Here is a 24321-nt window from a genome sequence, read left to right as displayed (position 1 = left end):
GGTGGGTGCTCCGCGACTGACCGGTGGACGCTGACATGTGCGGGATCAGCGGTGAGGCCAGGTTCGACGGGGCCACCCCCGACACCGCCGCGGTGACCAGGATGACCGCGGCCATGCGCTCACGCGGCCCGGACGGCGAGGGCGCGTGGAGCGACGGCTGGATCACCCTCGGGCACCGCCGGCTCACCGTGATCGACCTGTCCGAGGCCGGCGCCCAGCCGATGGTCCGCGACGACCTCGGCCTGGCACTCGTATTCAACGGCTGCGTCTACAACTACCCGGAGCTGCGCGACGAGCTGCGCGCCGCCGGGCACACCTTCCACAGCACCAGCGACACCGAGGTGATCCTGGTGGCGTACGCGCAGTGGGGGGAGCGGTTCGTCGACCACCTGGTCGGCATGTTCGCGGTGGCGCTGGTGGACCGGCGGCGCCGCCGCCTCGTGCTGGCCCGCGACCGGCTCGGCATCAAGCCGCTCTACCTCGCCGAGTCGCCCGGCCGGCTCCGGTTCGCCTCCACGCTGCCGGCGCTGCTGGCCGGCGGCGACGTGGACACCGGCATCGACCCGGTCGCGCTGCACCACTACCTGTCCTGGCACTCGATCGTGCCGGCGCCGCGCACGATCCTGCGCGGGATCCGCAAGCTGCCCCCGGCCACCGTCCGGGTGGTCGAGGCCGGCGGGCGCAGCCGCGAGCGCGTCTACTGGCGGCCCGAGTACCGGCGCGACCCGGCCCACGACGGCATGGACGCCGCAGACTGGCGGGCCGCCGTCGGGGACGCGCTGCGCACCGCCGTACGCCGCCGGCTGGTCGCGGACGTGCCGGTCGGGGTGCTGCTCTCCGGCGGGCTCGACTCCAGCATGATCGTGGCGCTGCTGGACGGCGCCGGACAGCACCACCTCCAGACCTTCAGCATCGGCTTCGACAACCGCGGCGACGAGACCGGCGACGAGTTCCACTACTCCGACCTGGTGGCTCGCACGTTCGGCACCGACCACCACCGCATCCGGCTCGCCGACGGCGATCTCGGCCCGGCCGTACGCGCCACCGTCGCGGCCATGCCCGAACCGATGGGCAGCCACGACGTGGTGGCGTTCCACCTGCTCTCCGAGCAGGTCGCCCGGCACGTGAAGGTGGCGCAGTCCGGCCAGGGCGCCGACGAGGTGTTCGCCGGCTACGGCTACCACCACCGGCTGGCCCGCTCGCCCCGCGAGGACGCGGCGGCCGAGTTCACCGCCGCGTTCTTCGACCGCGACCACGCCGAGCTGACCGAGGTGGTCGAGCCGGCGTACGCCTGCGACGGCGACGCCAGCGGCGAGCTGGTCGCCGCGGACCTGGCCGCGCCCGGCGCGCAGACCGCCGTGGACGCGGTGCTGCGCCTGGACACGCACCTGATGCTGCCCGACGACCCGGTCAAGCGGGTGGACAGCATGAGCATGGCGTGGGGGCTGGAGGTGCGCACGCCCTTCCTCGACCAGGACCTGGTCACGCTCGCCGCGGCGTGCCCGCCCGAGCACAAGCTGGCCCAGGGCGGCAAGGGCGTGCTCAAGGAGGTGGCCCGCGAGGTGCTGCCGGCCGAGGTCGTCGACCGGCCCAAGGGCTACTTCCCGGTGCCGGCGCTGCGCAACGTCGACGGTCCCGTGCGAGAGTTGGTGGTCGAGGCGCTGGGTGCGCCCGAGGCGCGCCGGCGCGGGCTGTTCCGCCGGGCGTACGTCGACGAGCTGCTGGCCGAGCCGGACCGGGCCCAGGCCGCCGCCGGCAGCAACAAGCTGTGGCAACTGGGCCTGCTGGAGCTGTGGTTGCAGACGCACGGTGTGAGCTGAGCGGGGCGGGAGGAGCACGGTGAAGTTCGTCATCGAGAGCAAGGCCGACGGCACTGTCGGATTCACAGTCGTCGGCGGCGACGGTCAGTTGCTCGCCACCGGGGCGCCCTGCCCGGACAAGGGCTCGGCGCTCGCCGTCGTCGGCGAGCTGATGCACGGGCTGGGCGACGCCTGCGTCGAGGACCGGACCGATCCGGCCGCCGGGCCGGTGGCCGGTACCCGGACCGAAACCGGCGACGACATGTCGGACATCGGCCGCTCCGGCATCCCGCCGGTCTGACGCGACACGTCCCGCCCGGGCCACGAGCCCGGGCTCGACGACGGGCTCACTGCTCGTCGTCGAGCACCTCCGTGTGGCCGTCCCGGGTGACAGTAGGCGGCAGGTGCTCGTCCGGCTGGGGCGCCTCGGCCAGCGTGTGGTGCGGGTCGCCGTCGGGCGAGAACAGCACCGGATCGGTCTTGCGGGTCTTCTCCTGCTCCTCCTCCGGCTCCGTCACCGCGTTCTCCCTCCGCTCACCGGCGCCCCGGGCAGGCCGCCCCTCGTCCCACGCTAAGCGCCGGACGGGCGCCGGGAGCGGCTTTCCGCGCGACGGCCCGGGGTCACACGGCCGGACGGTACGGCCGCCGGGTCAGGCTCGCGTACGCCATCGTGGTCAGCGTGACGCTGTCGAACACCGGCACACCCAGCCGCGCCTGGATCCGGTGGGCGAACGGCACCAGGTCGGTGCACTCGATAACCAGCGCACCCAGATCCGGGTGAGCGCGGGCCAGCGCGTCGACCCGCTCGTGCACCTCGGCGGCCAGCCGCTCGACGTCGAGAGCGTCGCGCCGCCCCTCCAGCATCACCTCGCGGAACTCCGGCTGCCCGGCCATGCCGGTGACCGCCACCGGGACGTCGGCCGCGCCGATCGCGGCGTACCCGGTCACCCAGCGGCATCACCGCGACCTTGCCCTCGCTGAGCAGCACCGGCGGGTGGGCGTGCCCGGGCCGGCGGGCAGCGTCACGGTGCAGCCCTTCGCCGCGGCGGGGCCACCACCTCGATGACGTCGGTCGGCGCGCGGCGCGGCGCCGGCGGCAGCTCCGCGTCCGGGCCCCAGCCCACGCGCACCACCAGGTACGGGTCGCCGATGCCGGCCAGCAGGTCGCGCATCATCCGGCGCGGCCAGGCCAGCTCCACGGCGTCGCTGAGCGGCGCGCTGGCCAAGCCCTCGGCGGTGGCGGTGAGCAGCAGCGCCGACAGCGCCTCACCGCCGCGCAGCCAGGCCGCCGGCTCGTCGGAGTCGCCGAACAGGATCAGGTACGCCGCGCCCCGGTCGAAGTCCGTGCCCGCGCTGAGCCCGGCCGCCCCGCCAGGGGCGTAGTCGCGCAGTGGCACCCGTCGCGGGGACGGCCGCACGGCGGTGGCGGCAGGCACCCCGTCGCCGCTGCCCGCCGGCCGGTGGGTCCAGTGGTGCAGCTCCTCCCGGTACGCGGGGTCGGCCAGCTCCGCGTCGGCGGCGCGACCGGTGGAGACGGCGAGCATCGGCATCTGGTCCGGCCGGACCACGTGCAGGTGCGCGCCCTCGGCCTCGACGGCGTTCCCGAGGCGGGCCAGCACCGCCTCCGGCACCGGCCGGTCGCCGTACGCCCGGCGGTCGGTGCGGCGGCGCGGGATGGCGTCGACCAGGCGGCCCGCCGGCACGTCCAGGTCGGCCGGGCCGGTGGTACGCACCCGGGCCAGCAGCGACGGATCGGGCAGCCGCTCCACGGTGACCGCCCACCCGGCCGCCGCCAGCGACACACGCGCGTGGTGCAGGGCGGCGCCGCAGCTCAGCATCAGCAGCCGGCCGTCCGGGTCGGTGCGGGCGAGCTGCCGGTCCGGGTCGGCGCGCAGCTCCAGAACCTCGCCGGTGACCCGCCAGCGCCACGGCTGGGTGTTGAACACCGACGGGGCGTGCAGGGACTGCCGGGCGGCCGCTTCCAGCACCCGTACCCTCGGATCCTGGTCGGTGCGGGTCGATGAGCTGTTCATGGCGGCCCTCCTGGTTGCTCGTCCCCTTCCGACCCTGCCCGCCGCCGTCGCGGGCGGGCAGGGCCGGAGGTCCCGGCCGCACCGGGCCGTGCGCCCCGGCGCGACGTCAGGCGTCCTCCGGCTCCGGGGGTACGGCCAGAGCGATGGTGAGGTCGAGGACCGTGGCGGGATCGTGCAGCCGGTCGCCGAACAGCTCCCGCAGCTTGCCCATCCGGTAGCGGACGGTCTGCGGGTGCACGAACAGGTCGGCCGCCACGTCGTCGCGGCGTCCCTGGTGCAGCAGCCACGACCGCAGCGTCTCGGCCAGCCGGTGCGCGGTGGCCGGGGGCAGCGGGGCCAGCGGTGCGAGCGCCTGCGCGCGCAGGTCGGCCAGGGCTTCCGGGTCCATGCTGAGCAGCAGCGTCGCCAGGTGGCGTTCGGTGTCGACCGGCCCGGCGTCCGGCTCACCGAGGCCCAGCGCGAGCGCGCGGGTGGCCCGCTGGTACGACGCGGCGACCCGGTGCCAGGGCCGGGCCGGGCCGAGCACCGCCCGATGCCCGTGCAGCAGCCGGGTGAGCTGGCGGCGCCGGCCGGCGTGCATGTCCGGCACCAGCAGTACGGCCAGTTCCTCGACCGGGTTCATGCCGGGCAGGTCCTCGCCGCTCTCCAGCGTGTAAGGGCTGAGCAGCGCCAGCACCGCGCGCAGGTGCCGGCGGGGCAGCAGCACCACTGTCAGCGTCTGCGGCGGCGGCCAGTCGGCGCGCTCCGCGCTGCGCCGCAGCGACTCCTCCGGCTCGCCCGCGAGCAGCTGCTGCGTGAGCCGTTCCAGGCTGCGGCGGCGCATCCGGCCGGCGCTCGCCAGCTCGTCGGCGTGCCCGGCCACGCTCGCCGCGGACAGCTCGTCGATGTAGGCGAACATCAGCTCGGCGAACTCGGCCACCGTCTCGGCGGCGAGCCCGCTGCGTACCGTCGTGGTGGACACCTCGCGCCAGGCCACCCGGGCGCCCACCCGGTACGCGGCCAGCAGCGCGTCCATGCTGCGCCCCGAGCGGGCCTCGCCGCTGCCCAGCGCGTACGCGGCCTCCAGCGCGGGGGCCAGGGGAGTGCTCGGGTCGAACGCCTGGGTACCCTCGATGAGCTGGAGGAACGTGCCGAGCGCGATGCGTACCGCGTTTTCGATCTTCGCCCGCATGGTGCCGGTGAGCGCGCCGGAGTAGTCAGGCACCTCGGCGGTGATCGCGGAGACGGTCCGCTCGGCGACCATCGGCAGCCGGGCACGCAGCGTCTCCGCCACCCCGGCGTCGAGGTTGAGGTGCGCGGCGCGCTGCCCGGTGCCGGCCTCCGACGTCATGTTGTTCCCTCCGAACAAAAACCCGCGACCGTTTCACCTTTGCCGGTCAAGATGTTATGCGATCGGGCGGTCACGCTGGTCATATGACCACAACTGCCTCCCGCCGCCCTCAGAAGGTCACCTTCCGGGACAGGCTGCTGCGGCTGGCCGGAGCGGTCACCACGCCGGTGCTGCCCGACGACTACCTCGACCTGATCGCACCGCTGCGCGCCGGCGCCCCGCTGCGCGGCCGGATCGTCGCCGTCCGGCCGCAGACCCGGGACGCCGCCACGCTGGTGATCCAGCCCGGCCGCGCCTGGCAGGGCCACACGCCAGGGCAGTACATCCGCCTCGGCGTGGACGTCGACGGGGTGCGCCAGTGGCGCGCGTACTCGCTCACCTCGCCGCCGGACGCCGCCGACGGCCGGATCTCCGTCACGGTCAAGGCGATCCCCGACGGCAAGGTCAGCAACCATCTCGTACGCCGGATCCGGCCCGGCACGATCGTGCACCTCGACCAGGCCCAGGGCGAGTTCGTGCTGCCCGCCGCGACGCCCGAGCGCGTCCTGTTCCTCACCGCGGGCAGCGGCATCACCCCGGTCATGGGGATGCTGCGCTCCGGGCTGGCCGACCGCGCCGACGTGGTGCTCGTGCACTCGGCGCCCACCCGCGACGACGTCATCTTCGGTACGGAGCTGCGCGCGCTCGCCGAACGCGGCACGCTGCGGCTGGTCGAGCGGCACACTGACACCGACGGCCTGCTCGACGTCGCCGAACTGTCCGGCCTGGTGCCCGATCACCTCGACCGCCAGACATGGGCCTGCGGTCCGATCGGCATGCTCGACGCCGTCGAGGGGTACTGGACCTCGAACGGTCTCCTCGACCGGTTGCACACCGAGCGGTTCCGCCCGACGGTGATCACGCCGGGCGACGGAGGCACGGTGACCTTCACCGGGGCCGGGGTGACCGTCGAGTCCGACGGCGCCACCACCCTGCTCGACGCGGGGGAGAACGCCGGAGTGCTGATGCCTTCCGGGTGCCGGATGGGCATCTGCTTCGGCTGCGTCGTACCGCTGCGTCAGGGCGCCGTACGCGACCTGCGCAACGGCGACGTCACCACGGCTGTACCGGGGGACGGCGTGCTGGTCCAGACCTGCGTGTCGGCGGCTGCCGGTACCTGCGACATCGACATCTGACAGGAGCCACCCACGTGACCGTCATCCAGAAGAAGGCCGTCAACCCGATCGCCCACCTGAGCGCCGAGGACATCGAGATCATCGGCAAGGAACTGGACGCGATCCGGGACCGGGTTCTCGCCGACCGGGGGGAGCGGGACGCCCGCTACATCCGCAAGGTGATCAAGACCCAGCGGACACTGGAGATGAGCAGCCGTGCGGTGCTGCTGTTCTCGTTGTTCCCGCCGGCCTGGATCGTCGGCACGGCCGGCCTCACGGTCGCCAAGATCCTGGACAACATGGAGATCGGGCACAACGTCCTGCACGGCCAGTGGGACTGGATGCGCGACCCGAAGATCCACTCCACCACCTGGGAGTGGGACCACGTCTCCCCGGCAGACCAGTGGAAGCAGTCGCACAACGAGCTGCACCACCGGTACACCAACGTGGTCGGCAAGGACAACGACCTCGGCTACGGCATCATGCGCGTCGACGAGGACCAGCCGTGGCACCCGATGCACCTCGGGCAGCCGCTGTGGAACCTGCTCAACGCCGCGTTCTTCGAGTACGGCATCGCCGCGTACGACATGGAGCTGGGCGACCACCTCAAGCAGCGTAATCTCAAGGACCCGAAGTTCCGGGCCAAGGCCAGGGCCGTCGGGCGCAAGATCCGCCGCCAGGTGCTCAAGGACTACGTCGTGCACCCGCTGCTGTCCGGCCCGTCGTTCCTGTCCACGCTCGCCGCCACGTTCACCGCGAACCTGCTGCGTAACGTGTGGAGCCACTCGGTGATCATGTGCGGGCACTTCCCCAACGGCGTGGAGACGTTCGAGAAGACCTCCATCGACGGCGAGACCCGCGGCGAGTGGTACCTGCGCCAGATGCTCGGCTCGGCCAACATCAGCGGCAGCCGGCTGCTGCACATCATGACCGGAAACCTGTCGTACCAGATCGAGCACCACCTCTTCCCCGACCTGCCCAGCAACCGCTACCAGGAGATCGCTCCGCAGGTCCGGGCGCTGTTCGACAGGTACGGCCTGCACTACACCACCGGCCCGCTGCCCAAGCAGGTCGCGTCCGCCTGGTGGAAGGTCATCCGCCTGTCGCTGCCCAACCGCAGCGACCGCCGGCAGCCGGTCGCCCCGGCCCCGCTCGTCTCCTCCGGCACGGCCTGACCCGCCCGTTCGGTGCATGGCCGGTGAACTTCCACCGGCCGGCACCCGACCATCGGCTGCACAGTCGGCATCAGCCCAGCTCAGGCCGTGTTCCACGGCCGTCGTGACGGTCCCGTGCCCCCGTACACTCGCGCCCGTCCGGGCGTACGGGTGAAGGGGTGGAACGCCGATGCGGCGCGACGACACGACGCGGCTCGGCCGGCGGGTGGTCATGCTTGTCGACAACGCGGTCGAGGGTGACTCGCGGGTGCAGAAGGCGGCCCGCTCGGCCGCCGACGCCGGCTGGGACGTCACGCTGATCGGCTGCGCCCACGTCGACGCCGAACGCCGCTGGCGGCTCGGCGACGCCGAGGTACGCGTCCTGCCGCTCTCCGCCGCTCGCGCCCTCTCGCCCACCACCGCACCGGCCGTCGTCTCCCGCCCGGGCGGCGGTGTCCCCGGCCCCGAGGGCGGCGACGTCTCCGCTTCGGGCCGTGGCGTTGGTTCGCGCGACGGCTCCCGCCTGCGTGGCGTGTCCGGGTTGCGGGAGCGGTTGGTGGCCCGGGGCGGGCTGCCGCTGCGCGCGGCCCGGCTGGCACGCCGGCCCGTGGAGCACGCACAGGTCCGCTACTGGCGGGCTCGGCTGCGCGACGGGGCCTGGCGGCGGCTGGAGCCGGGTCTCTGGGACTACGAACGGGTCGCCGGTCCGGTCGTCGACGAGCTGCGTCCCGACCTGATCCACGCGCACGACTTCCGGATGCTCGGCGTGGCCGCCCGCGCCGTGGACCGCGCCCGCGCCGCCGGACGTGACACCAAGCTGGTCTGGGACGCGCACGAGTGGCTGCCCGGCGCGCGGCCCCGCCGCGACAACGCCCGCTGGCTGCCCGCGCACCTCGGCTACGTCCGCGAGTACGCCGGCCACGCCGACGCGGTCGTCACCGTCTCCGGCACGCTCGCCGACCTGCTGGTACGCGACCACGACCTGCCCGACCGCCCGACCGTGATCCTCAACGCCCCGGTCACCGCCGCCCCCGAGCCGGCCGCCTTCGAGCCGGCCGCCCCCGAGCCGGCCGCGCTCGGTGCCGTCGCTCGCGGCTCGGCCGTCCCGGGCGCCGTCGCTCTCGATCAGGGCGGTGGGCCCGAGTCCGACCCTGACGTGCGGAAGCGGTGCGGTCTGCCCCCGGACACGCCGCTGCTCGTCTACAGCGGGGCGATGGCCGTGCAGCGCGGCGTGGACACGGTGGTCGAGGCGTTGCCGCTGCTGCCCGGCGTACACCTGGCGCTCGTCGTCGCCGACCCGGACGCCGCCTACGTCCGCCAGGTCGTCGCCCGCGCGACCCGGCATCAGGTGGCCGACCGGGTGCACGTGCTGCCGTACGTGCCGCACCGCCAGCTCGTCGCGTTCCTCGCCACGGCCGACATCGGACTGATCCCGCTGCACCACTGGCCCAATCACGAGATCGCGCTGATCACCAAGTTCTTCGAGTACGCGCACGCGCGGCTGCCGATCGTGGTCAGCGATGTCCGGACCATGGCCGAGACGGTCCGGGCCACCGGGCAGGGCGAGGTGTTCCGCGCCCGCGACGCCGCCGACCTGGCCCGCGCGGTCCGCACGGTCCTGGCGGACCCGGCCCGCTACCGTGCCGCCTACGAGGGCGAGGACTCGCCGCTTCCCGGGTGGACGTGGGAGGCGCAGGCCGAACACCTCGACGCCCTCTACCGCCGTCTGCTCACTCCCACCCCCTGACGCCCGCCACCCACCACCCACCACCCACCACCCACCACCCGCCACCCGCCACCCGCCCGAGTGGAACACCACGGGTGTCTCCGGCCCGTTTTGACACCCATGCCGTTCCACTCGCGCCTTCGGGGGCCATGGTCAACTCCAGCTCGGCGAGGTGGCGGCATCCGAGGGCCGGTGACCCCGCCATCTCGGGGAAGTGGTGTTGATCTTGCGCCGGCACGGGCGCACGGGGGCACGGGGGCACGCGGGCGCACGGGGCACGCGGGCGCACGGGGCACGCGGGGGCGCGGGTGCGCGGGAAAAGGGGTGGGCGGGACGGTGTGGACCGGGCTACCGTCGAGGTATGCAGAGCAGGCGCACCCTCACCGCCGCAGCCGCGCGAGCTTCCCGCTCGCCGGTTGCCGCCGCCTGACCTGCCCCACACCCACGCCGGCGACCGGAAACGGTCCGCCGGCGTCGTCGTGTCGACGCCGTGAGAACGCGCTCGGCGGGCCGTCCGGTCACCCGTACCCGGAAGGCACCCGCCATGACGCCCGACGAGATCATCAGGACGTTCCTCGACCACTACCACCGGCACGGCCATCAGCCTGCGCCGGAGAGTTCACTGATCCCGCCACCCGGTGACCCGGTGCTGTTCACTACGTCCGGCATGCACCCGCTCACGCCGTACCTGCTGGGGCGCCCGCACCCGGGCGGACGGCGACTGGCGAACGTGCAGCGGTGCCTGCGCACGACGGACCTGGACGAGGTGGGCGACAGTACCCACCTGACCGTGTTCCAGATGCTCGGCTCCTGGTCGCTCGGCGACTACGACATCGCGACCAGCCTGCGCTGGGGCTTCGAGCTGCTCACCGACGGGTTCGGCATCCCGGTGGGGAAGCTGCACGCCACGGTCTTCGGCGGCGGCAGCGGTGAGGGGCCGGACGACACCGCGCGGGACACCTGGACCGGGCTCGGCGTGCCGGTGGAGGCGCTGGGCGAGGACAACTGGTGGTCGAACGGCCCGACCGGCCCCTGCGGACCGGACTCGGAGATCTTCGTGTGGACCGGCGACGGCCCGCCCACCGGCACACCCAGCACCGACGAGCGGTGGGTGGAGGTGTGGAACCACGTGCAGATGCGCTACCACCGGCACCCCGACGGGCGGCTCACGCCGCTGCCGCTGTCCAGCATCGACACCGGCATGGGACTGGAACGGCTGGAGATGGTGCTGCGCGGCGACCGGTCCGTGTTCACCGGCGACGGGCTGCGCCAGTGGGTGGACGCCGTCGGCGACCGCTGGGGCCTGCACGGCACGGACCTGCGCGTGGTCTCCGACCACCTGCGGTCCGCGGTGGTCGTGCTCGGTGACGGGGTACGCCCCGGCAACACCGGCCGCGGGTACGTGCTGCGGCGGCTGCTGCGCCGCGCGCTCACCGTGCTGTGGCGCGACGACCCGGCGCGCACCCTGGACGACCTGCCGTCCGAGCTGTACGGGGACACGCTGCGCCGCTTCCGCCAGGAGGTCGACCTCGGTCGGTTGCGGGTGACGCTCGTGGACGAGGAACGCCGCTTCCGGGGGTTGCTGGGACGCGGCCGGCCGCTCGTGGACCGGGTACGGGCGCGCGGGCCGCTGACCGAGCGCGACTACCACTGGCTGCACGACACGCACGGGCTGCCCCGCGACCTGGTCGACGGCCTGCTCGCCGAGGCGAGCTGAGCGGCGGCCGGGCGAGCAGCGGCCAATACGGTGGCCGGGCGGGCGGCGGCCAAATCAGCGGCGGAGGCTGAGCGGTGGCCGCCCCGCCGGGCCGGTGCCAGACTCGGAGGCGGACGCCACGCGAGGGAAGCGGACGCCGCCGCGCGGAGAGGGCTGCCGATGACCGAGGTTCGGCCGGACGAGGAGACGGTGCCGCTGCTCGGCGCCGAGGTGCGCATCACCGACGCGGCCGGGCTGCTCGCCGCCGCCACCGAGGGGCCGGTGGAGTTGCTGGTCGACGGCGACTTCCCGGCCCCGGTGCGGGAAGTGCGCTGCACCGTGCGCACCGACGTCGCAGACGGGCAGCCGGTGCACCGCTTCGAGGCGTACCTGCGGGTCGAGAACACACCGGCGGGCCTGATCGCCCTCGGGCTGGCCGGGCCGGTCGGCCTGCTGCTCGCCGAGCGGCTGGCCGCGCGCGGCGGCGACGGCCCGGCCGCCGCGGTGGGCCGGATCGCCGCGGAGGCCGGGCGGCGCATCTGGCCGCGGCCGGTCGCCACGCTCGTCGCGCCGCCGGGCGACGCGGCCGGTCGGGAGGTACTGCGCACGGCCCGGGAAGCCAGGCTGCGGCCCCGCGTCGACCAGGACACCGGCACGGTACGCATCCGCGCCGACGTACCAAGCGCCGAGGTGGGACCGGCGCACCTGCGGGCGATGCTGGGCCTGCTGCTCCAGGCCGTACGCGAGTTGTCCGGCGACAGCGAGGAGCCGGCCGTGCTGCGCGGACGGACGTACCTCGTGGGGCGGCGACCGGTCGCGGCGGCCGGGCCGCGCAGCGCGGCGGTGACCCTCGACCAGGTCGGCGGCCTGCCCGACGTGGTCGCGCGGTTCCGCGAGGTGGCGGTGTCGTTCCGGCACCCGCAGGCTATGGCCCGCTGGGGCGCGCGCCGGCCGCAGGGCATCCTGATGTACGGCCCGCCGGGCACCGGCAAGACCATGCTGGCCCGGGCGCTGGCCAACGAGGTCGGCGCGGACTTCGTGGAGATCCGGACCCCGGAGATCCTGGACAAGTACCTCGGCGGCTCGGAACGCAACATCAAGCGCATCTTCCGGGAGGCGCGCCGCTACCGGCGGCCCACCGTGATGCTGTTCGACGAGTTCGACTCGATCATCAGCTACGCCGGTGCCGGCGGCGACGCGGCCAGCCAGGCCGTCAACGCCGTCGCGGGCATCTTCAAGCAGGAGATGAACACGCTGTTCGAGGAGAACCCCGACGTCATCGTGGTCGCCACCACCAACTTCCCGCAGCGCGTGGACGCGTCGCTCATCCGCTCCGGCCGCTTCGACCTGAAGATCGCCATTCCGGCGCCGGACGAGGCCGGACGCGCCGAGATCCTCACCAAGATGGTCCGCGAGCTGATCGACCGGCACGAGCGGCCCGGCTTCCAGATGTTCGCCGACGACCTCGACCCGGCCGCGCTCGCGGCCGACACCGCGGGCCTGACCGGCGCGGACCTCCGCGAGGCGCTGCGCCGGGTGCAACTCGCCAAGGCGCTCCGGGAGGCGGCGGAGGGTGCGCCACCGGCTCCGATCGGTCAGGATGACCTGCGGGAGGCCGTCGCCGGGTTGCGCCGCGGCTGACCGGAAGGAGTCCACGTTGTCCTCGTCCGATCTGCTGCTGTCCCGCCGTGACCTCGCATTCCTGCTGCACGACTGGCTGGACGTGACCCGGCTGACCGAGCGGCCCCGCTACGCCGAGCACACCCGGGAGACCGTCGACGAGGTGCTGGACCTCGCCGCCCGGGTCGCCGCCGAACGGTTCGCCCCGCACAACCGGGCCGCCGACACCGGCGAACCCACGTTCGACGGGCAGCGCGTCCGGACCATCCCGCAGGTGAAGGCCGCCCTGGAGGCGTTCGCCGAAACCGGGCTGCTCGCCGCCACCATGGACGAGTCGGTCGGCGGGCTGCAACTGCCGCACACGGTGGCCGCCGCCGCGTTCGCCTGGTTCCAGGCCGCCAACGTGGGCACGTCGGCGTACCCGATGCTCACCCTCGGCAACGCCAACCTGCTGCTCGCCCACGGCAGCGCCGAGCAGATCGACACCTGGGTCCGCCCGATGGTCGAGGGCCGGTTCTTCGGCACCATGTGCCTGTCCGAGCCGCAGGCGGGCAGTTCCCTGGCCGACCTGACGACGCGGGCGGAGCCGCAGGACGACGGCACGTACCGGATCGTCGGCACCAAGATGTGGATCTCCGGCGGCGACCACGAGCTGGCCGAGAACATCGTCCACCTGGTGCTGGCCCGCATCCCCGGCGCGCCGCCCGGCGTGAAGGGGCTGTCGCTGTTCATCGTGCCCAAGGTGCTGCTCGGCGACGACGGCACCCTCGGGCCGCGCAACGACGTGGTGCTGGTCGGGCTCAACCACAAGCTCGGCTACCGGGGCACCACCAACACGCTGCTGAACTTCGGTGAGGGCGTGCACCGGCCGTACGGGCGGGCCGGGGCGGTCGGCTACCTGGTGGGACAGCCGCACCAGGGGCTCGCGGTGATGTTCCACATGATGAACGAGGCGCGCATCGGCATCGGGGCCGGCGCCACGGCGCTCGGCTACACCGCGTACCTGAAGTCCGTCGCGTACGCCCGCCAGCGCCCGCAGGGCCGGCCCGTCGCCGACAAGGACCCCACCACGCCGCAGGTGCCGATCGTCGCCCACCCCGACGTACGCCGGATGTTGCTGGCGCAGAAGAGCTACGTGGAGGGCGCGCTCGCGCTGGTGCTCTACTGCGGACGGCTGCTCGACGAGCAGAAGACCGCGCCCGCCGAGGCCGACCGCGAACGGGCACAACTGCTGCTGGACCTGCTCACCCCGATCACCAAGAGCTGGCCGGCGCAGTGGTGCCTGGCCGCCAACGACCTGGCGATCCAGGTGCACGGCGGGTACGGCTACACCCGCGACTACGACGTCGAGCAGCACTGGCGGGACAACCGGCTCAACGCCATCCACGAGGGCACCCACGGCATCCAGGCGCTGGACCTGCTCGGCCGCAAGGTCACCATGCGCGACGGCGCCGCGCTGGAACTGCTGCTGGAGACCATCCGCGGCACCGTCACCCGGGCGTGGAAGGCGGAGGGGTTCGCCTCCGAGCTGGCCGGTCAGCTCGGCGCGGCGGTCGACCGCATCGCCGTGGTGACGCGGCGGTTGTGGGCCACCGGCGACCCGGAACTTGCGCTGGCGAACGCCTCGGTGTACCTGGAGGCGGCCGGGCACGTGGTGATCGCATGGATGTGGCTGGAACAGGTGCTGGTGGTGGAGTCGCTGGGGTCGCCGGAGGGGGCCGAGGGGGAGTTCCTGGCGGGGAAGCGGCAGGCGGCGCGGTACTTCTACCGGTGGGAGCTGCCGAAGGTGGGGGCGCAGTTCGACCTGCTGGAAGGACTGGACCGGACGACGCTCGACATGCGCGAGAGCTGGTTCTGAGCGGGAGACCGTCCTTCGGTGGTCACCCACATCACCGGCTCGGGTCATTCCGCAGGCACGATACGCGGATTCAGCAGCATGTCCTCGAAGGCCTGGGGTCCGAATCGTGCCGCCACGATGTGCACCGGTGAACACGTCATGTCCAGCGTCACGCCGCCCACGGGACGCCTCTCGACGCCGGTCACCACCAGAGTCGTCTCCCGCACTGTCACGTCCTCGATCGTGACGTCGTAGCCCAGCACAGGACGTTCCCCTACCGAGAGGATGACAACTGTCTCACGTGCGAGGTCTACCGGCGGCGGTGGCGGGACAGGATGCCTTCCGGCATTGATCGACGCCCAGTGCTGGGCCCACGACCCCGATCGGCGAATCAGGAACAGGCCGTAACCTGATGAGGTGCCGGCTTCGGCCTGCCCGTGGTAGAGGGTGCGAAAGTTCCCGGCGCGTCCGGACGATCTGCTGAGCCGACCCTACCGGCGCTGACCCTCGGAACAGCCTCCGTCTACATCCGGCGGCTCTTGGCGGCCGAGCCGGATGCGCCCGATGCTGTCTGGCGTAAGAGTGTTCGGACGGTTCGTGCGCCATGTCGGCGGCTGCTAGCGGACACTGAAAAATCCTTGTCGACGGACAGTTGAGTCCCTGCTCGCGGACAGCAGAAATCCTGTTGGGCGGTCAGGTGATCTCCGTCTCGGCCACGTGAAAGTGGATCTCTCCGGCGGTTTCGATGCGGGTTGCTGACCTTGCACATCGAGCCGCCGGAGAGACCGTGACCAAGTCTGCCAGGGAGATCATGGAAATCTTGGAGTCGTACGACCTGACCCGCTGTCCGCATTCGGCGGCGCAGTTGGCGGGGTGTGATCCGAAGACGGTGCGCCGGTACGTGGCGCTGCGCGACGCGGGTGGCGGGGATCCGCTGCGGGTGCGGACGGCGCCGCGGCCGAAGCTGATCGATGCGTTCCTGCCGAAGGTGGAAGAGCTCGTCGACGCATCGAAAGCGAAGATCCGCGCGGACAAGGTGCACGAGCGCCTGGTGTCGATGGGGTTCACCGGCACGGAACGCACGACCCGGCGGGCGGTGCGTGAGGCGAAGATCGCGTGGCGGGCCGGGCGGCGGCGCACGTACCGGCCGTGGGTGCCCGAGCCGGGGCTGTGGCTGCAGTTCGACTGGGGTGACGGGCCCCGCATCGACGGACGTAAGACGTATCTGTTCTGTGCGTGGCTGGCCTGGTCACGGTTCCGGGTGGTGATCCCGGTCTACGACCAGACGATGGGCACCTTGATCGCCTGCCTGGACGCGACGCTGCGCCGGCTGGGTGGGGTGCCGGCGTATCTGCTGGGCGACAACGCCAAGACGGTCACCGTCGAGCACGTCGCCGGCGTCGCGGTCAGGCATCCGACGGTCGTCGCGGCGGGCCGGCATTACGGGGCGACGGTGCACTCGTGTGAGCCGTTCGACCCGGAGTCCAAGGGCGGTGTCGAGGCCACCGTCAGGGTCGCCAAGGCCGATCTGGTGCCCACCGAGACGAACCTGCGCGGGCAGTACGCCACCTTCGCCGAGCTGATGACGGCGTGTGAGCAGTGGTGCGAACACATCAACGCCCGCACGCACCGGGAGACCGGCGCCGCCCCGGTTGACCGGCTCGCGGTCGAACGCGGTCACCTGCATGTCCTGCCCGCGGACCCGCACACCGCCGCGCTCGGGGAAGAACGCCTGGTCAACGACGATCAGACGGTCCGGGTCGGGTCGGTGCGGTACTCGACCCCATCCGGGCACGTCGGCACCCGGGTGTGGTGCCGGACCGTCGGTGAGGAACTGGCCATCGTCGCGATGACCCCGGCGGGCACCGTCGAGATCGCCCGGCACCTGCTGTCCACCCCCGGCAACCCGCGCATCCTCGACGAGCACTACCCGCACCACCCGGGCGGGAACCACCCACGCCCGCCGAGGCCGCGGGCCCGCAGCAAGGCCGAGGCCGATTTCCTGGCCATCGGTGACGGCGCCCACGCGTGGCTGGTCGAGGCCGCCGCGACCGGCACCAGCCGGGTCCGGGCGAAGATGGCCCGCGCGGTCGAGTTCGCCACCATCCTCGACGCGGCTCGCGTCGACCAGGCCCTCGGCCTGGCCGCAGCCGCCGGCCGGTTCGACGACGCGGATCTCGGCGCGATCCTGGACCACCTGGCCACCCGCGGTGAGCCCGGTGACCTGGTCCGCGTCGACGAAACCTACTCGGTGCAGCCCGGCACCGCCTCCTGGGAAAGGTTCGGCCGATGACCTGCACACCCCCGGCCACCCCGGCACCGACCAGCCTGGCCGACCAGACGGTTTCAAAAATGAAACCGGACCTCAAGGGCGTCGTCCTTGACCCCGACGAGGCTGCCGACCTGGCCCGCCTGCTCGACCTGATCGAGGACTGGCTGCGTCACGCCGACCACGACACGCAGGCCGACCTGGCCGGCTTCCTCGACGGCAGCGGCCACGGCCACCTCGCCGCGGCCGGCCTGGCCAGCCTCGTCGAACACAACGCCCTGACCCTGCACCGCCCGCTCAGAAAGGCCACCACCCGATGACCCGCCCCACCCCGACATCCCGGCCGGCACCGCCCCTGCCCGACGACCTGGACAAACTCCTACGCCGGATGCGGCTGCCCTACCTGCGCGCGGCCGCACCCGATGTCATCGCCACCGCCAAGGCCCAACGCTGGGACCCCGCCGAAGTCCTGCGGGTGCTGATCAACGAAGAAGTCATCGGCCGCGACGCCGCGACCCGCCGACTACGCCGCAAGACCGCGAACTTCCCCACCGGCAAGACCCTGGCCACCTGGCGACCCGACGAGTCATCAATCTCGGCGGCCACCCAGCAGGCCCTGGCCGCCCTGGAATGGATCGGCAGGGCCGAGAACCTCGCCGTCGTCGGGCCGTCGGGCACCGGCAAATCCCACTTCGTCGAAGCCCTCGCCCACGCCGCGATCGAAGCCGACCTACGCGTGGCCTGGTTCACCCTCGAAACCCTCACCAGCACGATCAGCCGGGCCAAAGCCGACGGCTCGACCGCCCGCACCATCACCCGGATCTGCCGCAGCGACCTGATCGTCATCGACGACATCGGCATGCTGCCCGCCGGGCAAGACGCCGCCGAAGCCTTCTACCGCATCATCGACGCCGCCTACGAACGCCGATCCATCGCCGTGACCAGCAACATCCACCCGTCCGGCTTCGACACCTTCATGCCCAAGACCCTGGCCACCGCGACGGTCGACCGACTACTGCACCACGCCCACCTGATCACCACCCAGGGCGACTCCCACCGCCTGCAGCAAGCCCTCGCCGGCAAGGGGGTGAAAACCTTGACCTAACCCACCCGGAGATCACCTGACCACCAGCACGGAATTCTGCTGTCCGCCCACGAGGAACTTCAAAGGCCATCGGACAGGACTTCGTCCTGACCCTTGACAGCGGCATCAGAACGCGCTCGATCTCGACTCGGGTTCCCCGCCGTCAGGTAACTCTGTCGCCGTGTCGTGCCGGGCCCGCGACAATGCTCACCGGACGGCGATACGACTAGGGTCGAAGGGTGTTGCTGGAGTGGGTCGACGGTTGGGCGGACACGAATGGCCGGTGATGGTCAGTACCGTTCACCTCGGGCGCCATCGGTACCGGGTCATGCGGCCGGCAAGGCCGCCGGGGTTCGCCGGTCTGTACGAGGGCCGTCTTGGCGCCCAGTTCTGCCTCGACCAGGAAACAGCGATGCTGTTCGCTCTGGCGTGGGGGCTGGCTGCCCGGTCGCCGCACACGATCGTCTATCTCCCCCTACGTCGCGCGACACGTCCCCACCATCACAGTTGGGGGCCCCCGCTCGACCTGGTGCTGCTGCACCACCGTCTCGCGTTCCCGCCGTCGCGGTGGAAGCAGGTCCGTTCCCGGTTGGGGACCGGCCGGCCACACACCGTCGTCCTACCCGGTCAGGCGTGGCCGGCGCGGTCGACCGACGATCACCGGCGAGCCCGGCATCGAGAGTTCCGCGATCATCTGCGGTGGGACATCGCCGCCGACACGTTGGTGCTCACCGGCAGCCGCGAAGCGTTCGAGTTGGAAGCCGACCAGGTCCGCGCCTTGGCCGAGGAGTGCCCCGCCCATCGCGCTCGCAACCCGGGCACGCACTGTTGCGCCGAGATCGGCATGGGCAGAACCCGCCGCCGCCACCCCGACCGACGCCGGCCGTACGCCGAACTGCATGCCGAATACTCACGGTGATACCGCAGTCCGGCAGCGGCAGGCCACGGCAAGCAACTCGCGGCAGATCAGTGCACCTGATCTCGGTAAACGCCCGGGCGTCCGACCGTTGAACCGATGACCGGAGGCGGGCGCCGGGTGCGCGTCGACCAGCGCGGCGTCGGTTGCTCGCTGTCGTGGACGGCTCAGGTTTCGTCGAAGAGTTCTTCGGCGACCGTGACTGTGTACGGCGCCTCACTGTAGGTAAGCCAGCGCTCGATTTCGTCGGCATGACTGCCGACGGCGGTCGCGGTGGCGACGGCGTCGACCGCGTCCTGGGGTGGCGTGACTCCGTCCCGGGTCACCAAAGCTAGTGGCCACGCCGGCCGCACTCGACCACCGTCGGCGTAGAACAGGAACGGCGGTACGAACTGCAGCCGGCGGCCGTCCGCGTCGTCGACGGTGTCACCGGAGCGAAGCGCACCGTATGGGCGGTGCAGCAGCTTCATCTCGAATGGCTCGGCACGCTCCAGCCACACGTCTGCCGCGTCCGCGTATCCGCTGCCGGCCGGCAGCAGCGCGATGCTCGCTGTCAGTCTCGGCAGGAAGCCGTCGTCCATCGGCGGGTCGTATCGGTTGGACCGCACCACGTAGCACCGGGTCGGCGGTATGCCAACCGTGCACCGGTCGCCCTCGTCGAGTTCGGCCGCCGGCGGGCGCAACTGGTACGGCCACCACGGCTCGGTAGATTCGTCGACGGGGAAGGCGAAGCTGCCGTTCGGCCCGTACGCCGAGTCGGGATCGAGCACGGCCCACGGCCAGCGCACCGCCGCGTGGTACTTGCCGGCGCGCGTGGTCACCGTAGGGGTCCACGGGCATGACACCGCCACCACGTCACCGACCTGGTAGGGCAGATCGTGCGGAGGTATCACGATCTCCGGTCGCTCAGAGTCGGCGTTCAGCAGGCCGTGGTTGGCAAGTCGGGCTGCCCATTCGGCGCCGAGCCGGGCGGAAACGATCCGGATCTGGGCCGCCGCCTGCGCGGGAGGCTGCTGCGTCATCGCCAGGGTGTCCCGCTGCGCCTGCGCCTCCCGGTCTCCCGAGTCGTCGTCGGACCCCAGCTCCGCCCAGAGGTCCACCGTCCACGTGACAAGCTGTTCCATGGGTTCGGCCGTGGACTGCCGAGCAGCCTCGGCCGCCCTGACTATGACCCCGAAGATCTGCGCCTCGGCGCTGTACTCCTCGCACAGGGCTCTGAGCTTCGCGCCTACCGCCGCGATTCGCTCCGCGTCCGGCGCGGCGAGCTCGCCGTGCCCCGTCCAGAACGCGTCGACGCTGTCTCGATAGAACCCCGCCGCTCGTGGCCTGCCGCACGCGTGCACGTACGGTGCGAGACGCTCGAGGCAACCCGCCACCCAGAGACCCGCCTGCCAGGGCAGAAGCGTCGTACCAGGCATCCCACCGCACCCCCCCGTATTACGCGCGGAACAGTGGATCATGCCCGACCGGGTCCGGCAACCCCGGTCCTGGTCTCGGGCGAGGCCGGTCCGGGTGAACACATCGTGCTCGTGTCCGGCCGAGGTTCGGGCCTTCTGTCAAGAGGAGGCGCAGGGCCGGCCGAGGCTGACCCGTCGCGATCAGCTGAAGCCTTCGGCGCGCTTCCGCTCATGAACTCATCGCCGCGCGGATCGCGGCTAGATGTTCGCACCGGATCGTCCTCCGCAGGGATCCTGTCGGGCGTTCTCGGACCCGGGTCGATAACGGCTGCCAACCACGAGAACGCGTTCCTGGATTGGGCTCACTCGTCGTGGTAATGGGGGTCGGCGGCTTCCTTGCGGGCCCAGTCGCGCATGGTGCGGTAGTGCTCGACGGTATGCCACGGTTGCTTGCGGACGAAGTCGCTGCCGATGGCGTCGTAGAGGGTGCAGGCCTGCTTGAAGTACCGGCCGTAGGTCAGCGCGAAGGCGAAATAGTTCCAGAGGATGGGTGTCAGGGTTGTGGTCTCGTAGTCGTCATGCCAGAACGACTGCTCGGCCGCGTCGTAGGTCTCCGACGCAACGTCCGGGCGCTGGTAGTACCGGTTTTCACCGTTCTCGCCCTCCCAGCGGAAGTTGCGATGCACCTTCATGATCAGTAAGGGAACGTTAGTGGCGGGGCAGGCCGCGGTTCGCTCCCGGGCGAACCGGAAGGCTGCGTCCCAGCTGCCGCCCCACTTGGGCAACAGGCAGTCGAGCATCTCCTCGTGCCCGAACAGATGCGACGGATCGATTTCGATAAGTCGTTTGAATCGCCGCCAACGCTCCACGGCCGGTAGCTGACGGTAGCGGCTCAGGGCGATCTTGTAGCGCCACGCGTCGGCCAGTGCCGGATGGCGGTCCAAGGCCTGATCGAGGAGATTTTCGGCGAGTTCGAGGCGCTGGAACCAGACGGGCCAGGCATCCTTGGGCACGGTGTTGGCCCAGCCGTCGCCGCGGGCTTCGCCGGCCCAGGAGATCGCGCGGGCGCCGCCGATGAGTAACGGCAGCGGATCATCTGGCTGGGCCCGTATCGGTCCGTCGATCCACTCCTCGACACCAGGGGTAGCGGCAGCCACCGCTACGTAGTACATGAAGTGCTCTTTATCGGCCGCCGCGAGGATCCTGCGGGCTGCGCCCCACTCCCGATCCAGCAGCGCCTCGTTCAAAAGTTCTGACTCGTCGTCGAGGAAGCCGCTGATCGCCAACTCGTCGCCCGAAAGATCCCGCTTTTTCTTGAAGAACCGCACAGCGATGCAGGGTAGTGTTCTTTCGCGCGTTGCGGATCATGCTTTCGGCCGCTGCCCGGCGGGACAAGGGTCTGCAACAGCGCCCCGTGCCATCCGCTCATCGGCCAGATGTGCAAGCCGGAGAGGGCCGGGCGGCAGCCGACGTCTATGTCAGGCTGGGCGGACTCAGCCACGCCATCGGTGCGCCGTTGAGGGCGGCGTCGGCGAGGCGGTGAGCGGACGCTGTCTTGAGCGCCGCCCGCGAGCTGTCGATCCAGCGCTGAACGTCCGCGATGCCCTGCTGCCGGTACTCGACGGCCTGAACGAGACACTCCAACTTGTCCGCGTCGCGGGCCACCACCGCCTCCAGGGTTTCGCCGGCCTCGTACTCGGCGACGGCGGCATTGATCACGTCGGCAACGGCCGGCGGGCAGTCGGCGACCTGGTCGGCGGTGACGGCGGTGTTGGGCGCGGCGGTCAGGTAGCGCTTGGCGATGTGCGGGATGTCGGTGATCCGGGTTTCCTGCGTGTCGTGAAGGACGCACAGCATCGAGACGCGAGCCGGGTCGGCGCCCTCCATAGCCGCGAGCATCATGCCGATGAGCGCCGTGCGGAACGAGTGCTCGGCGATCGACTCGGGGTGCTTCACGCCGGCGAACCACCATCCGGTACGGGCGGCACGCTTGAGCACGCCGGCCTCGAAGATGAAGCTCATGGCTCCTGCGTGAGGATCGGTCCTCATCGGAAGCGCCCTCTCATCAGGCAAGCTTGTCGACATCGCATCACCCTCACCAACTCGTCAGTCGATGGGGAGACGATAGACGAGGTCGTATCGGCCTCCTGGTAGCACGATGTCGGCCGTCTCCACCGGTGTGCCGCTCGCCGTGTAGGTCCGCTCGATGGTGTGCACGAACGTGCGGGCCGACAGGTTGAGCGCCTCGACCTCCTCGGCGTTCGCCGATCGAAGGCTGACGCGCTCCACGACCTCGTCGACCCGTACGCCGATGGTGTCCATGCGTGCGACGACGCCCTTCACGGAGCCGTCCTCGGGCCACTCGACCGGAGTGCCCTCGGTGACGGCAAGCGGCTCGTAGGACACGGAGAGCTGTATCGGTTCGCCGTAGGCGAGGAAGCGGTACGACGTTCGCATCACCGGCGCTCCCGGCTCGATGCCGAGCCGCGCGGCAATCCGCTCATCGGCCTGCTCGTGTCGGCTGTCGTGCTCCCACGTGCCCTGCTGCCCAGCATCGGCCGCGTCACGGGCGAACGGGGAAGTCGGGCCGTCGGCGGAGCGGACGTCGCGGCCTCGGGCGTGACGGACCAGCCGGTTGGTGTCTCGGACGTATACGCCGGATCCGGCGCGACCCTCCACGAGGCCCTCGCCCTTCAGTACGGCGATGGCCCACTTGGCGACGGTCCGGCTTACGTCGTACTGGCGCATCAGGCCGGACTCGGACGGCAACTTCGCTCCAGCGGGGAGTTCTCCGGACAGGATCGCGGTGCGTAGATCGGCGGCGATTGCCAGGTAGGCAGGCGGCGTTGGCATGTCGGCGGCACCTCCGGTCGGCCCAACCAGTCGACCACAGAGCGTGGGGGAGTGGCAGGGAGGAGCCGGCTCGACGTCAATACGAGAGCACCGATCCACGTACACTGACGGGTGGGCATGCCGGTTTCAGCAGCCGGTGCCGAATTCCCAGCCCTCGTCCTGGGCGGCAGGCGAGACATGGCGAGCAAGGCCGACACGATCGGCGCCCGGATTCGCTACTGGCGGATGCGCCGGGGCGGGATGAGCCAGGCCGTCCTCGCCGGGCTCGCCGGGCTCGCCGGAGTCAGCCAGTCCTACGTCTCCCAGGTCGAATCCGGCCGTAAGACGATCGACAGACGTTCCACACTGGTCGCCGTCGCCGCTGCCCTCCAGGTCACGGTCGCGGATCTGCTCGGTCAGGGCACCGAGACGGGTGACCCGGCACGTGAGCGCGCGGCCGAGTGCGTGCCGGCGATCTGGTCGGCACTGATCGAGATCGAGGACGGCGAGCGGCGGCCGTCGACGCGTACCCCGGGAGAGCTGGCGGCAGGCATCGCGCGCAGTGAGCAGCTCCGCCACCGCTCGAACTTCCCGGCCATGGCCCAGATGCTTCCCGGCCTGCTGCTGGAGGCCGCCGCAGTCGGCGGACCGGCGCTCGCGCAGGTGGCGTACCAGGCGTCGGCCTGCCTGCGGCACCTCGGGTACCGCCACCTGGCGTTGAACGCGGCGCGGGTGGCGGTGTCGGCTGCCGAGGACGTGGACGAGGCCGCGTGGCTGGGCGCGACCCGCTTCGCGTACGCGCAGAGCCTGCCGATCGAGTCAGCCCCACTGGCCGCACGGGTGGCTGACCGGTCCCTCGCGGAACTTCAGTCCGCCGCATCCGACGAGCGAGTCCGGCAGAGGCTCGGCCAGTTGCATTTGTCGGCGGCGCTGGCCTCGACGGTGAGCGGGTGCCCGGACGCCGCGCGCGACCACCTGACCGAGGCTTACCGGGAAGCGGCGACCCTGGGCGACCCGGCGGACGGCATGGGGTTCAACGGCTGCGGGTTCGGACCGACGAACGTGACGCTGTGGGAGATGTCCATCGCGGCCGAGTCCGGCGAGCCCGGCCGGGTGATCGAACTGTCCCGCACGGTACGGCCGCAGGTGCTGGCGGCGTCGATCCGGCAGATGTCGTACTGGCTCGACCTCGGGCGGGCACTGGCCGATTCCGGTCGCCGGGACAACGAGGCGATCGCGGCGTTCGTGCGCGCGGAGCAGGCAGCGCCGGTGCCGTTCTCGCTCAACCCGCTCGCCCAGGACGCCGTCGTCGCGATGGCGCAGCGGGCCAAGCGGCGGGCCGTGCCGAACGAGCTGCATCTGCTGGCCGGGCGTCTGGGCATCAGCCTGGCGGCATGACCAGCGGCTACGCCGCTGGTCATGCCGGTGGTGTCGCACCATCGACTCGGAACGCGGTGCGGCGGCCTCTGCCGCG

At 71.8% G+C, this 24321-nt stretch carries 22 protein-coding genes; 13 read left to right on the top strand and 9 right to left on the bottom strand.

The window, feature by feature from the left end:
• Positions 1–35: 35 nt before the first annotated feature.
• A complete protein-coding gene (locus tag ABIH81_RS26210) occupies positions 36–1820 on the top strand; it encodes an N-acetylglutaminylglutamine amidotransferase (RefSeq protein ID WP_349877531.1) in 1785 nt (594 codons plus the stop codon).
• A 19-nt stretch (positions 1821–1839) separates the two neighbouring features.
• Positions 1840–2100: a hypothetical protein gene (locus tag ABIH81_RS26205; protein WP_349877530.1), complete on the top strand. Its 261-nt coding sequence runs from the start codon at positions 1840–1842 to the stop codon at positions 2098–2100.
• Positions 2101–2146: 46 nt separating this feature from the next.
• Here the strand turns inward: ABIH81_RS26205 and ABIH81_RS26200 are convergent, their stop codons facing one another.
• From ABIH81_RS26200 to ABIH81_RS26185, 4 genes are all read right to left on the bottom strand, one after another.
• Positions 2147–2317 carry a hypothetical protein gene (locus ABIH81_RS26200; RefSeq protein ID WP_349877529.1) on the bottom strand — a complete coding sequence of 57 codons (171 nt, stop codon included), beginning with the start codon at positions 2315–2317 and terminating at the stop codon, positions 2147–2149.
• 103 nt (positions 2318–2420) lie between these two features.
• A complete protein-coding gene (locus ABIH81_RS26195) occupies positions 2421–2747 on the bottom strand; it encodes a hypothetical protein (protein ID WP_349877528.1) in 327 nt (108 codons plus the stop codon).
• 74 nt (positions 2748–2821) lie between these two features.
• Positions 2822–3832 carry a nitroreductase gene (locus tag ABIH81_RS26190; protein WP_349877527.1) on the bottom strand — a complete coding sequence of 337 codons (1011 nt, stop codon included), beginning with the start codon at positions 3830–3832 and terminating at the stop codon, positions 2822–2824.
• Between the two features lie 106 nt (positions 3833–3938).
• Positions 3939–5162 carry a helix-turn-helix domain-containing protein gene (locus ABIH81_RS26185; RefSeq protein WP_349877526.1) on the bottom strand — a complete coding sequence of 408 codons (1224 nt, stop codon included), beginning with the start codon at positions 5160–5162 and terminating at the stop codon, positions 3939–3941.
• Between the two features lie 83 nt (positions 5163–5245).
• Here ABIH81_RS26185 and ABIH81_RS26180 point away from each other — a divergent pair, with 83 nt between their 5' ends.
• From ABIH81_RS26180 to ABIH81_RS26155, 6 genes are all read left to right on the top strand, one after another.
• On the top strand, positions 5246–6337 hold the full coding sequence (locus ABIH81_RS26180) for a ferredoxin reductase (RefSeq protein WP_349877525.1): 1092 nt from the start codon (positions 5246–5248) through the stop codon (positions 6335–6337).
• Positions 6338–6351: 14 nt separating this feature from the next.
• Complete coding sequence (locus tag ABIH81_RS26175; protein ID WP_349877524.1) at positions 6352–7491, top strand: acyl-CoA desaturase; 1140 nt, start codon at positions 6352–6354, stop codon at positions 7489–7491.
• Positions 7492–7660: 169 nt separating this feature from the next.
• Positions 7661–9217 (top strand): glycosyltransferase family 4 protein, encoded by a 1557-nt coding sequence (locus ABIH81_RS26170; protein ID WP_349877523.1) that lies wholly within the window; start codon positions 7661–7663, stop codon positions 9215–9217.
• Between the two features lie 523 nt (positions 9218–9740).
• Positions 9741–10913, top strand: coding sequence for an alanine--tRNA ligase-related protein (locus ABIH81_RS26165; protein WP_349877522.1), 1173 nt, complete (start codon positions 9741–9743; stop codon positions 10911–10913).
• A gap of 159 nt (positions 10914–11072) precedes the next feature.
• A complete protein-coding gene (locus ABIH81_RS26160; protein ID WP_349877521.1) occupies positions 11073–12533 on the top strand; it encodes an ATP-binding protein in 1461 nt (486 codons plus the stop codon).
• A 16-nt stretch (positions 12534–12549) separates the two neighbouring features.
• Positions 12550–14370, top strand: coding sequence for an acyl-CoA dehydrogenase (locus ABIH81_RS26155; RefSeq protein WP_349877520.1), 1821 nt, complete (start codon positions 12550–12552; stop codon positions 14368–14370).
• A gap of 44 nt (positions 14371–14414) precedes the next feature.
• On the opposite strand, the gene ABIH81_RS26150 is transcribed toward ABIH81_RS26155, so the two are convergent.
• Complete coding sequence (locus tag ABIH81_RS26150) at positions 14415–14612, bottom strand: hypothetical protein (protein WP_349877519.1); 198 nt, start codon at positions 14610–14612, stop codon at positions 14415–14417.
• Positions 14613–15160: 548 nt separating this feature from the next.
• Here ABIH81_RS26150 and istA point away from each other — a divergent pair.
• The 4 genes from istA to ABIH81_RS26130 all read left to right on the top strand — a co-directional run bounded on the left by istA (position 15161) and on the right by ABIH81_RS26130 (position 18621).
• Positions 15161–16642, top strand: a complete 1482-nt coding sequence (gene istA, locus ABIH81_RS26145) for an IS21 family transposase (RefSeq protein WP_349876396.1) — start codon at positions 15161–15163, stop codon at positions 16640–16642.
• Positions 16639–16938: a hypothetical protein gene (locus tag ABIH81_RS26140; RefSeq protein WP_349876395.1), complete on the top strand. Its 300-nt coding sequence runs from the start codon at positions 16639–16641 to the stop codon at positions 16936–16938. The genes istA and ABIH81_RS26140 overlap by 4 nt, the downstream gene beginning before the upstream one ends.
• A complete protein-coding gene (gene istB / locus ABIH81_RS26135; RefSeq protein WP_349876394.1) occupies positions 16935–17723 on the top strand; it encodes an IS21-like element helper ATPase IstB in 789 nt (262 codons plus the stop codon). Before ABIH81_RS26140 ends, istB begins: the two co-directional genes overlap by 4 nt.
• Positions 17724–18114: 391 nt before the next feature.
• Positions 18115–18621 (top strand): hypothetical protein, encoded by a 507-nt coding sequence (locus ABIH81_RS26130; RefSeq protein ID WP_349877518.1) that lies wholly within the window; start codon positions 18115–18117, stop codon positions 18619–18621.
• A 164-nt stretch (positions 18622–18785) separates the two neighbouring features.
• On the opposite strand, the gene ABIH81_RS26125 is transcribed toward ABIH81_RS26130, so the two are convergent.
• The 4 genes from ABIH81_RS26125 to ABIH81_RS26110 form a co-directional block, all read right to left on the bottom strand.
• Positions 18786–20036: a hypothetical protein gene (locus ABIH81_RS26125; protein WP_349877517.1), complete on the bottom strand. Its 1251-nt coding sequence runs from the start codon at positions 20034–20036 to the stop codon at positions 18786–18788.
• A 341-nt stretch (positions 20037–20377) separates the two neighbouring features.
• Positions 20378–21343, bottom strand: coding sequence for a hypothetical protein (locus tag ABIH81_RS26120; RefSeq protein WP_349877516.1), 966 nt, complete (start codon positions 21341–21343; stop codon positions 20378–20380).
• Between the two features lie 145 nt (positions 21344–21488).
• Positions 21489–22064 carry an HD domain-containing protein gene (locus tag ABIH81_RS26115; protein WP_349881202.1) on the bottom strand — a complete coding sequence of 192 codons (576 nt, stop codon included), beginning with the start codon at positions 22062–22064 and terminating at the stop codon, positions 21489–21491.
• Between the two features lie 57 nt (positions 22065–22121).
• A complete protein-coding gene (locus ABIH81_RS26110) occupies positions 22122–22868 on the bottom strand; it encodes a GntR family transcriptional regulator (RefSeq protein ID WP_349877515.1) in 747 nt (248 codons plus the stop codon).
• Between the two features lie 177 nt (positions 22869–23045).
• Here ABIH81_RS26110 and ABIH81_RS26105 point away from each other — a divergent pair, with 177 nt between their 5' ends.
• Positions 23046–24245 (top strand): helix-turn-helix transcriptional regulator, encoded by a 1200-nt coding sequence (locus ABIH81_RS26105; RefSeq protein ID WP_349877514.1) that lies wholly within the window; start codon positions 23046–23048, stop codon positions 24243–24245.
• Positions 24246–24321: the final 76 nt, after the last annotated feature.

Source organism: Micromonospora sp. HUAS YX12 (genome assembly GCF_040215685.1).
GTDB lineage: Bacteria > Actinomycetota > Actinomycetes > Mycobacteriales > Micromonosporaceae > Micromonospora > Micromonospora tulbaghiae.
Note: the sequence above shows the minus strand (reverse complement) of the source record. Positions and strands in the feature narration are given on the sequence as shown.